The sequence below is a fragment of the Labrys wisconsinensis genome, from assembly GCF_030814995.1.
GTDB classification, from domain to species: domain Bacteria; phylum Pseudomonadota; class Alphaproteobacteria; order Rhizobiales; family Labraceae; genus Labrys; species Labrys wisconsinensis.
This window is the reverse complement of the sequence record NZ_JAUSVX010000045.1, coordinates 1-4,065: the sequence shown is the minus strand read 5'-3', so window position 1 is coordinate 4,065 and position 4,065 is coordinate 1. Positions and strand designations below refer to the sequence as shown.

The 4,065-nt window shown below is 63.0% G+C and carries 2 protein-coding genes and 1 pseudogene; 1 reads left to right on the top strand and 2 read right to left on the bottom strand.

Annotated elements, in window-relative coordinates; genetic code table 11:
• Positions 1–68 precede the first annotated feature (68 nt).
• Positions 69–581, top strand: coding sequence for an IS630 family transposase (locus tag QO011_RS42375; RefSeq protein ID WP_370882086.1), 513 nt, complete (start codon positions 69–71; stop codon positions 579–581).
• A gap of 223 nt (positions 582–804) precedes the next feature.
• Here the strand turns inward: QO011_RS42375 and QO011_RS42370 are convergent, their stop codons facing one another.
• Positions 805–3,816, bottom strand: coding sequence for a glycosyltransferase 61 family protein (locus QO011_RS42370; protein WP_307286737.1), 3,012 nt, complete (start codon positions 3,814–3,816; stop codon positions 805–807).
• A 45-nt stretch (positions 3,817–3,861) separates the two neighbouring features.
• A pseudogene (locus QO011_RS42365) lies at positions 3,862–4,065 on the bottom strand (glucose-1-phosphate thymidylyltransferase RfbA); the annotation flags it as partial.

Here is a 4,065-nt window from a genome sequence, read left to right as displayed (position 1 = left end):
ATGCCTCCGCCGTCCGACTCAGCTCACCCCCGCATTGCGTCAGAAGTCGCCGGCGCTGGGAATCCCCAATGGAGTCAAACTCACCGAGGGCTGGTATAAAGACCAACATGGCACCGCTGCGCGGCTGGAACCTTCGGGGCGCCGGGCTGCCCGCCAAAGTCCCGCACGGTCGCTGGAAGACCTTCACCTTCCTGGCGGCGCTGCGCTGCGACCGGATCGACGCGCCTTGCGTCTTCGGCGGACCGATCAGCGGCGCGAGCTTCGCCGCCTATGTCGAGACGCTGCTCGTGCCGACCTTGCGTCCGGGCGACGTCGTCATCCTCGACAATCTCGGCAGCCATAAGGGCCGGAGGGTGCGCCGGGCCATTCGGGCCGCCGGGACGAAGTTACTCTTCCTCCCGCCTTACAGCCCCGATCTGAACCCGATCGAGCAGGTCTTCGCCAAGCTCACGCATCTCCTGCGCGCCGCCGCCGAGCGGAAGCTCGAAGACATATGGCGGCGCATCGGCATTATCCTCGAGGCCCTTCCTCCAAACGAATGCGCAAACTATCTCGTCAACGCGGGATATGCTTCAATCTGAAGCGTTCATACTTCAGCCGTTCTATCATTGGTAATACTATAAATACTAATGGGAGTTGCAGAAGCTCTGTCGCCATCGGTGCTTTTTGGGTGTGGAGTAAGAACTGGTAGTAATCAATTCTTCTTTGCTGAAGTTTTTATAGAGTGATGTTGGAGCAAAGTCTATACAATAAATTCTGTGCCCGAATCTATGTGACATTGAACTCGTGAGGCTTAAATTAATATCAGCAGACACCTCGTGACGAAGATGAAGTATTCATTGCCTTATTTTTGGAATTTTCTGTTGCATTAGCAGATGTGGAGTGCTCGATCAGGGCGCCGCGATCGGCGGTAGGAGTGAACCTAGAAGTAGCAGTTGCCAAAGGTGCTTCCGTAAACGACGCTGGCGATCGCTGAAGGCGAGAGCGCGTTTCTCTTCCCAGTGTTGGCGAGCCGGTCCGGCGAAAGAGCAAAGCGCGCTCCAAGTTCGGCCAACATGTGGCCCTTGTCACTAAATAGTCGCTCGCAAGCTCAGGATCACAAAGCCCGGCTGGTGCCAGGCTGAAATCTGGATTGATGCGGCGTGCGATCAAGCCGAGGTCGAAGGCGGCCTCGATGATCTGCTCCGGTTGAAGGCCGAGCGCCCGCGTCTTGGCCGGGTCGATTTTGGCAATCACCACGATGCCGGAGGCGGCGGCGATGACATCGGACGCGCCCTGCAGGACCTTCGCCTCGTGACCTTCGGCCTGGATGCGGATGAGGTCGACGGTCTTGATCCTGGATGCCTTGCAGATTCCGTCGATCGTCCGCGCATCGGGACCGGTCAGTTGGGCCACCAGCGTGCGGGGCACCCGTCCCACGTTCGCGCGCAGGGTGACGACCGCAGCGGGCGAGTCCAGGGCGATGAAGCGACCCGCAAGGCCGGCGGCGTTGAGGGCCGTGCGCATGATGTGCCCCGGCGCGGCGCTGGTATCGACGATGGTCATGCCCGGACGCATGATCCTTGTGACGACCTCGCAGGTCGCTGCATCGAGCAGTCCCGCGGCGAACTCGTACCGTAGCAGCCAAGCCTCGGGATCATCCCGAGCGGGAAGCGGAGGCGACAGGCGTCGCAGGCGATAGAGCATGCGCACCGTTTGCGTGAATCGCGAGAATCGCTCCGGATCGGTGTTGATGTCTGCCAAGAATGCCGCGCGTCCGGCCTGGTGGCCGATCGCCGCCGAGCGGCTGCGGAACTCGTCCTCGGATCGGGGGGCGAACCGGCGTGACAGCTGCCGCATCGTGTCGCCGCGCCAGAGGCTGGAGCGCAGTCTGTTAGTGTAATGGCGGACATAGGCCCGTGCAAAGTCTTGCGGCAAGGTGCTGTTCCAGGCCGGGTCGATCTCCTGCGCGCGCTCGCGGAATTGCTCGTGCTTCAGAAAGTGAATGATGTGGCCGTTCTCGCCGTCCTCGGTGACAAAGTCTTCCAGCGGCACCGATGTGGCGCGTCGATCCAGGCACAGGCGGAGAAGGGCGAGTGCGGCGCTGTCCTTGCCGCCCCGCAGCAGCATGACGCCCGAATTCGGCCGCCCGGAAATGCCGGTCGCGTAGAATATGTCCCGGTCGGGATGGGCGTTGAGCAGAGTTCCGAAGTGCGGGGCCCGCCGGGTGATCTCCGCGTCGGCATCGACCATCATCACGTTGCGGCCGGCGGCGAGCAGGAAGATCGCATGGACGATCTTTGTCCATTTTCCATTGTAGGGTGGCCGCTCCTGCGTCCTGATGACATATTCGATGCCGAATCTCAGGGCATAGGCCCGCTGGCTTTCGAGGCAGAATTGCCAGAGGGCCTGGTAACTCCCGGTCGCGACCACGAGGAGTGCCGGCCGCCGCTTGTCCGAGGCGATGACCGGGCGATGTTCGGCAGTCGCCGCCAGGAGGGGGCGCTGCTTTCCGTTCCAGGCCTCGATCGGCGTCGCCTCGTCCTCGTCGTTCAGGACCGGTCCGTCGGGTATCGGCGCCTCGTCCTCCGCCGTCTCCTCGGGCTGTGACTGTCCCATCCGGGCGAGAAGATCGGAGAGCGCGTCCCGCAGCATGTCGGCATCGAACCCGTAGGCGACGCCCTTGCCCAGGCCTGTCCAGCGCTGGCTGGTCGGCGCGATGTAGGCGAGCCGCTGGCCGCGCAGCGCCGCGATCGCGCTCTGGTTCCAGTTGTGCTTCATGTGTAGGAGTGCCACTGGAACCTGCTCGGGGCCCCCGAACAGCGCATTGTGGACGCCGCTGCCGAACTCGCCCGCCACCAGCTCGGCGTTCGAGAACAGGGCCAGCTGATCGGGCCAGCTCATCTCTTCGGGCCGGATGGTCGTGCAGCCCATCTCCTCGAACACGGCCTGCGTCTGCTCGCTGTCGACGAGCAGCTTGTTGGCCTCCGTCGCGTAGCGCTCACGGGAGATGAAGACGCGCCGCGGCAGGTCGTCCCGCTTCGACAGCGGGCGCACCGTCGCCAGCAGATGGTCGACGAAGCCGTTCATGCGCGGGGAGATCAGCGGGCTCACGCGCAGCAGCGACGGCACGACCATACGCTTGATCTTGATGATGTCGACGGCATCGTCGAACAGGATCAGGTCGTCGCGCGTGATACCGAACGCCATCTCCAGATAGGCGATCGCCCAGGGCGGCGCGTTGGCGGTGATCATGTACTTCACCGGCCCCATGCCCTCCCGCGCCTCGCGACAGCGCATGAAATGCCAGATGCAGGGAAACACGTCGAGCAGCCAATGGCCGTAGACGACGGTGCCCGGCTTCACCAGATTGACGATGAGGGCGCTGTCGTCGATCTTGCGATTGACGGCCGCCTCTCCCTTCAGGAAGCTGCCGATCGAGGATGGCTCGAGCTGGATGTTGTCGGACGGGACCCTGCCGAAGACATCGCTGACGATGATCTTAGAGAGGTACCACATCCAGTAGGACGAGATCATGTCGGGCGCGTACTGGATCCGCCGCTTCTCGTCGAGCACCGTGCCCGACCGGCTGACATAATGGCTCTTGAAATAGTAGTAGCCCGAGGCCGGGATCGTGCCTTCGAGCCTGTTGTGCTTGTGGGCGAAGCCTTTCTTCAGCCCATAGGTCGCCAGGATGGGCTTGGGCCGCGGAACCTCCACCTCCGGAAAGACGATCACCTTGTGCGGGGCGGCGTCGGCATAGAACTGGTCGACGCCGTCGGCCCGCAGCTGCTCGAGCCGCGGGATCAGGGGATCGGGAATGGTCGAACCGGCCATCAATCTGCTTTCTCTTGCACCCGCGCCCGAGGCCGGCGGCACCGGTCATTCGCCGACATCGACGATCCGCTGGAGGTAGGCGCCGTAGGCGGTCTTCTGGAAGAGAGCTGCCCTCCGCCTCACATCGTCCCGGCCGATGAAGCCGTTGACATACGCGATCTCCTCGGGGCAGCCAATCTGCATGTTCTGTCTGTTCTGGATGGTGCGGACGAACTCGCCGGCCTCGAGCAGGGAGTCGTGGGTTCCGGT

What these genes read in the sequence shown, in the direction of transcription:
- QO011_RS42375 (WP_370882086.1), top strand. Translation starts at nt 69, where the DNA reads ATGGAGTCAAACTCACCGAGGGCTGGTATAAAGACCAACATGGCACCG.
- QO011_RS42370 (WP_307286737.1), bottom strand. Translation starts at nt 3,816, where the DNA reads ATGGCCGGTTCGACCATTCCCGATCCCCTGATCCCGCGGCTCGAGCAG.